Origin of the sequence: Streptomyces fuscigenes, assembly GCF_021556455.1 — a bacterium.
Classification (GTDB): Bacteria; Actinomycetota; Actinomycetes; order Streptomycetales; family Streptomycetaceae; genus Streptomyces; species Streptomyces fuscigenes.
Genome location: NZ_JAKGCV010000397.1, coordinates 1 through 5,143 on the forward strand (window position 1 = coordinate 1; position 5,143 = coordinate 5,143).

3 protein-coding genes are annotated in these 5,143 nt (G+C 77.2%); all 3 read right to left on the minus strand.

All coding sequences use genetic code 11. From position 1 onward, the window contains the following. The coding region (locus L1885_RS23250; RefSeq protein WP_235799124.1) for a helix-turn-helix domain-containing protein at window positions 1-671 on the minus strand (671 nt) is incomplete at its 3' end. After that, window positions 664-3,933 carry an alpha-mannosidase gene (locus L1885_RS23255; RefSeq protein ID WP_235799125.1) on the minus strand — a complete coding sequence of 1,090 codons (3,270 nt, stop codon included), beginning with the start codon at window positions 3,931-3,933 and terminating at the stop codon, window positions 664-666. The genes L1885_RS23255 and L1885_RS23250, both read right to left, overlap by 8 nt. A gap of 347 nt (window positions 3,934-4,280) precedes the next feature. Then, the coding region (locus L1885_RS23260; protein ID WP_235799126.1) for a Gfo/Idh/MocA family protein at window positions 4,281-5,143 on the minus strand (863 nt) is incomplete at its 5' end.

Below are 5,143 nucleotides of genomic sequence, written 5' to 3' on the forward strand. Positions count from 1 at the left end.
TGGTCGGCTGCCAAGGCCGCCGACCAGGCCCGGGTCGCGACCCAGCAGGCCGCCTCGGCCGGCGCGGCCGCCGCGAGCGCCGCGTCCAGCGCGCCGTCCAGCCCCGCCAGCACGTCGGCGCCCATCACGGTCCCCGCGGGCGCCGGTACCGGGGGCGCCTCCCGCGTGCCGACCAGCAGCACGCCGCGCCACGCGTCCGCGTACAGGCCCATCACCCACACGTCCGCCGCCGGCAGCGGTGGCCTGGCGGGAACGCGCGGCGCGGGCGTCTCGTCCGGCACCAGGCGCCAGCGGCGCCGCACGCCCGCCACCGTCGCGTGCGACAGGCCCAACTCCCGGGCCACGGCGCGGGAGGCGCCGCTGCCGCCCGGCGCCAGCAGCGAGCGGGTGATGACCTCGGCCTCGTCCACGGTGGCGGGCCGCCCGGTGCGGGGGCGGTGCGCGAGTCCCTCGATGCCGGCGCTCGTCCAGCGCTGCCGCCAGGCGCCGACGGTCTGCCGCGACACCCCGAGGCGCCGGGAGATCTCGGCGTCCCGCAGCCCCTGCGCCGCGAGCAGGACGACCCGCGCCCGGGTCGCCAGCGGGCCGCCCCCGCCCGCCCAGCCGCTCAGCAGCGCACGGTCCTCGGGGGCCAGGCCGGCGGCCGCGGGCCCGGTGCGCCGCTCAGCCATCGAGGGCCTCCGCGGGCCCGCAGGAGCGCGTGAGACGTACCGTGCGGACCTCGAAGGGACGCAGGGTCAGCTCCACCGCACCGCCGTGCACGGGCAGTTCACCGGACGCCCGCTCCAGCAGGTCACTCGCCCGGGCGCGGGCGAGCGGGAACGCCATGCCCAGTGCCGTGCGCGCCCGGCCGCCGCGTGCCTCGTAGAGGCGGACGACGACGTCGCCCGAGCGGTCGTCCGCCAGTTTCACGGCCTCCACCACCACGTCCTCGTTGTCCACTGTCACCAGCGGAGGCCACCCGGGATCGGTGCCGCCCGGCCGCAGCGGCAGGTTGAGGGCGTAGCCCTCGGCCAGGGCCTCGTCGAGCCCGGCGCCCGGCCGGACGACGTGGCGCAGCCGCTGCGGCCCTCGATCGGCGTGCGGGTCGGGGGTACGGGCCGAACGCAGCAGTGTGAACCGTACGCGGGTGGTGGTGCCGCCGTCAGTGGGCCGGGTGTGCCGGGACGCGTCGTGCCCGTAGCCGCAGTCCGCCGCGAACGACACGCCCCAGTGGTGCTCACCCGCGTGCAGCCACCGGTGTGCCCACTGCTCCTCGCCGCCGTCCGCCCCTCGGGCGGGCGGCCGCACGGGACGGCTGAGATGCCCGAACTGCACCTCGCCCGTGATGTGTCCGGCCCGCAGATCCAGATCCCACGACCACGTCAGCGCGGTGTCCCGCTCGCGCCAGTCGACGTCCGTCTCCACCGTCAGGGACCGCGCGCCCGCCGCCAGCGAGAACCGCTGCTCGACGTTCGAGGTGCCGGTGGAGTGCACCACGCGCACCACGGCGAGCAGCGGGCCGCGCTCGACCACCTCGACGCGCGTGGCGCGGTCCAGGTCGCGCGGCGCGGCGCCCGCCGCGTGCTGCCGCTCGTACGCGCCCCACGACGGGGGCCCGTCGCGGTGGAGTTGGAGCAGACCGCCGGCTCCCTCGGGTGCGACGGCCTCGCGACCCGAGCCCTGGTCGACGAGGGAGCGCACCACGCCCCGGCCGTCGACGGCCACCCGCAGCAGCCCGTTTTCCAGCACCGCCCCGCCGTCGGAGCTCTCGCTCACCGCCACCAGGGCCCGTTCGTCCAGCGGTGTCACCGCGCGGCCCGCCCCGAGCGCGGGCGCCTCGGCGAGCACCGCGATCCTGCCGTCGGACAGCAACTGGCCGCCGCCCGCCCGTGCGTGGATCTCGGTGTCCACGCTCTCGTCGACGACCACCACCTCCCGCCGGGCCCGCGGGCCGGCGTTGAACACGGCGGCGCCGGGCACGGCAGCGCCCCGGGCCGGTCCCCCGGTGGCGCGGCGCACCAGCCGCTCGAGCGCCCGGTGGATCCTGCCGTGGGCCAGCTCCGCCTCCTCGTGCACCCAGGCGATCGAAGTGCCGCCGAGCACCGGAGCCGCCTGGAGGCGCAGGACTTCCCTCCACAGGGCGTCGAGCTCCTCGTGGGGATAGGGGACGCCGTCCAGTACCGCCGCGGTGGCGGACCACAGTTCGGCCTCGCGCAGCAGCGCCTCGGCGCGCCGGTTGCCGCGCTTCGTGCGTGCCTGCCCGGTGAACGTGCCGGGGTGGGTGCCGGGGAACAGCTCGCCGGGCACGACCGGCACCCCGCCGGGGGCTCCCGCCACGAGACCGCCGTCGGCCGTGGCGGCGTTCGCGCCGGGCGGGGCGCACCCGTCCGGCCCGCCGGCCCCGGCCCCGTCCGGTGCCCGCAGCACCTCGCGGAAGAAGCGGGACGGCGGACCCGGCGCGACCCGCGGCGACCCCTCGACATCGCCCAGCCTGCGCGCCCGTTCCAGCATCGTCGGGGTCGCAGTGCCCCGCGTGGTGTCGCCGAAGGGCATCAGGGAGGGGCCCGCGTCGCCCGCCCCGGTGAACCGGTCGACGGCCTCCGCCAGTTCGCCGCCGCTCAGCGACGCCCCCGTCCCGTCGGGGCCGGGCGCCAGCGGCGGGACGTGGGTGAGCAGCCGAGTGCCGTCGAGCCCCTCCCACCAGAAGGTGTGGTGGGCGGGCGCGGCCGTACCCGCGCCGCCGGGCGGCTGCCGGGCCAGCAGCCACCGCGCCCCGGCGAGGGCCGCCAGTTGCGGCAGGGCCGGGGTGAGCGCGGACGAGCCGCCGAACCACACGCCGTCCGCCGGCCCGCCGAGCTCCTCCCGGCTGAAGCGGGCACCCAGCACCAGCTGCCGCACCAGCGACTCGCCGCCGGGCAGCACGCCGTCCGGCTCGGCCCACATGGCGCCCGCGGGAACCCAGTTGCCGTGTGCCACCGCCTTGCGTATGCGCTCGAAGACGTGCGGATGGCGGTCCTTCATCCACGCGTGCTCGTGCGGTGCGCCGGCCGCCACCACCAGTTCCGGGTACTCCTCGGCCAGCGCGGCCAGGCCGCTGAAGGCACGTGCCGCGCGCCGCACCGACTCGCGCTGCGGCCACAGCAGCCCCCGGCCGGCGCCCGGGCGTCCGACGGCGACCACCGTGTGCGCCGACGCGTGGGCGCCCCGCGCCAGCACGGGGGCGAGGACGCGGCGGGCCGCCGGCGCGGTGGCCGCCACATCGCGCGGATCGACGGCGTCCACGGCCGCTTCCAGGGCGCTCAGGATCTCGTGGCGGCGGGGGAGCGCGGCGGGCAGTGCCCGCGTCAGGGAGTCGAGCACGTCGACGTCGTGCAGCAGGTGCCACACGTCCTCGTCGCGCACGGCGAGGTCCGCGCGCGCCAGGCGGTGCAGGGGCTCGTCGCCCGCGGTGACCGGTGTCCCGTAGCGGCCGCCCGCGCCGGTCGCGGCGTCGAGGGGTGGGAGGGCCGACCCCTCGACCAGCAGGCGGACCCGCTCACCGCCGCGTGCGGCGCCCGCGACGCCCACCGTCCCCGAGCCGGGCAGCAGTCCGCCCACCGGCGTGCCGCGTTCGTCGTGCACGAGCCCCTCGGCGCCGCTGCCGAGGTCCACCAGCGCGTCGACCCGGCGCCCCGCCCAGCGCGGCGGCACGTCCCCCGCGAGGCGGAACCAGGTCGTGGACCACGGCGCGCCCCACCGGCCTCCGGGCGCGAACCCCTCGTAGGCGGCACGCAGCGCCGCCTCCACCGGGACCGGTTCGCCCGGCACGTGCCACGCGCCGACGTCCATGGGGATCCGCTCCGGATGGAGGGCGGGGCGCAGGAGGGCGTCGACGAAATGCGCGATCCGTGCCTGTGCCGACGAGATCCGGTCCAGCATGGCGGCCCCCTCCTGTCCCTGCCTTTCCGCCATGTAAAACCAAGAGTGTTATCAAGTCAACGCCCGCCGGACGTCGGGTGTTCTGCCAGGTGGAAGCACCAGGTCAGGCCTTTGTCAGGCCAGTTGTTTTCCGAATTGGGGGCCTTCTGGAAAGGAAATGAATTCACCGGACGCGAGGAGTGAGGGGGCGGGGGCGGGGCGGAGCGCGAAGAAGTGCGAAAGGTGCCGGAGCCGGATATGTGCGGGCATGGAGAACGGTGGGGAGGAACATGCCTCCCCACCGTTTCGAGCCGGGGCGCCCGGCTCCCGCCCGGTTCTCCCGGGCCCTCACCGCCGCGGTGCCGCCTCCGCGGGCTCTGTCCGCCGCGGTGCCGGCGTCCTCAGGCCCTGCCCATCGCCGCGGGGCGCTCGCAGGTGCTGGCGACGGGGAGCGCGCGCCCTGCTTCGGCGGCGTCGAGCAGCGTGAGCATCACGTCCAGGACGTGGCGTGCCAGTTCGGCCGAGGCCCGGTGCGGGCGTCCCTCGGCCACCGCGTCCGCCAGGTCGCCGAGGCCGATGCCGCGGCCGCCCGCCGGGTGTCCGGAGCTGACGGGGAGCGTCTCCCAGGCCCCGCCCGCCCGGAACAGGTCGACGGGGCCGTCGAAGCCGTTCGGGTCGGGCACCGACAGGGACCCCTCGGTGCCGTGCACCTCGATGCGCGGGAGCCGGGCCGCGTGCACGTCGAACGTCATGACGAGCGTCGACAGGGCGCCGTTCGCGTGCTCCAGCACGCCGGTCACGTGGGTGGCCACCTCGACCGGGAACGTCGTGCCCGCGCGCGGCCCGCTGCCGATGGTGCGCTCGGCGCGCGGCCGCGACGCGGCGCCCGTCACCCGCGCGACCGGGCCGAGCAGGTGGACCAGCGCGGAAAGGTAGTACGGGCCCATGTCCAGCAGCGGCCCGCCCCCCGGCCGGTAGTAGAACTCCGGGTCCGGATGCCAGTGTTCGTGTCCGGCCGTGGTCATGAACGCGGTCGCGGCGACAGGCGTGCCGATGAGGCCGCCGTCCACCGCCGCGCGCGCGGTCCCCGTGCCGGTGCCCAGCACGGTGTCCGGGGCGCAGCCCACCCGCAGCCCGGCCGCGGACGGCCGGTCGCTCGCGCAGGTGGTGCTCGACCACATCGCACGGGAGAACCGGGAAGACCGGAAGAACCGGGCGCACTCCGGGAGCTCCGGGAGCTCCGGGACCTCCGGGACCTCAGGAA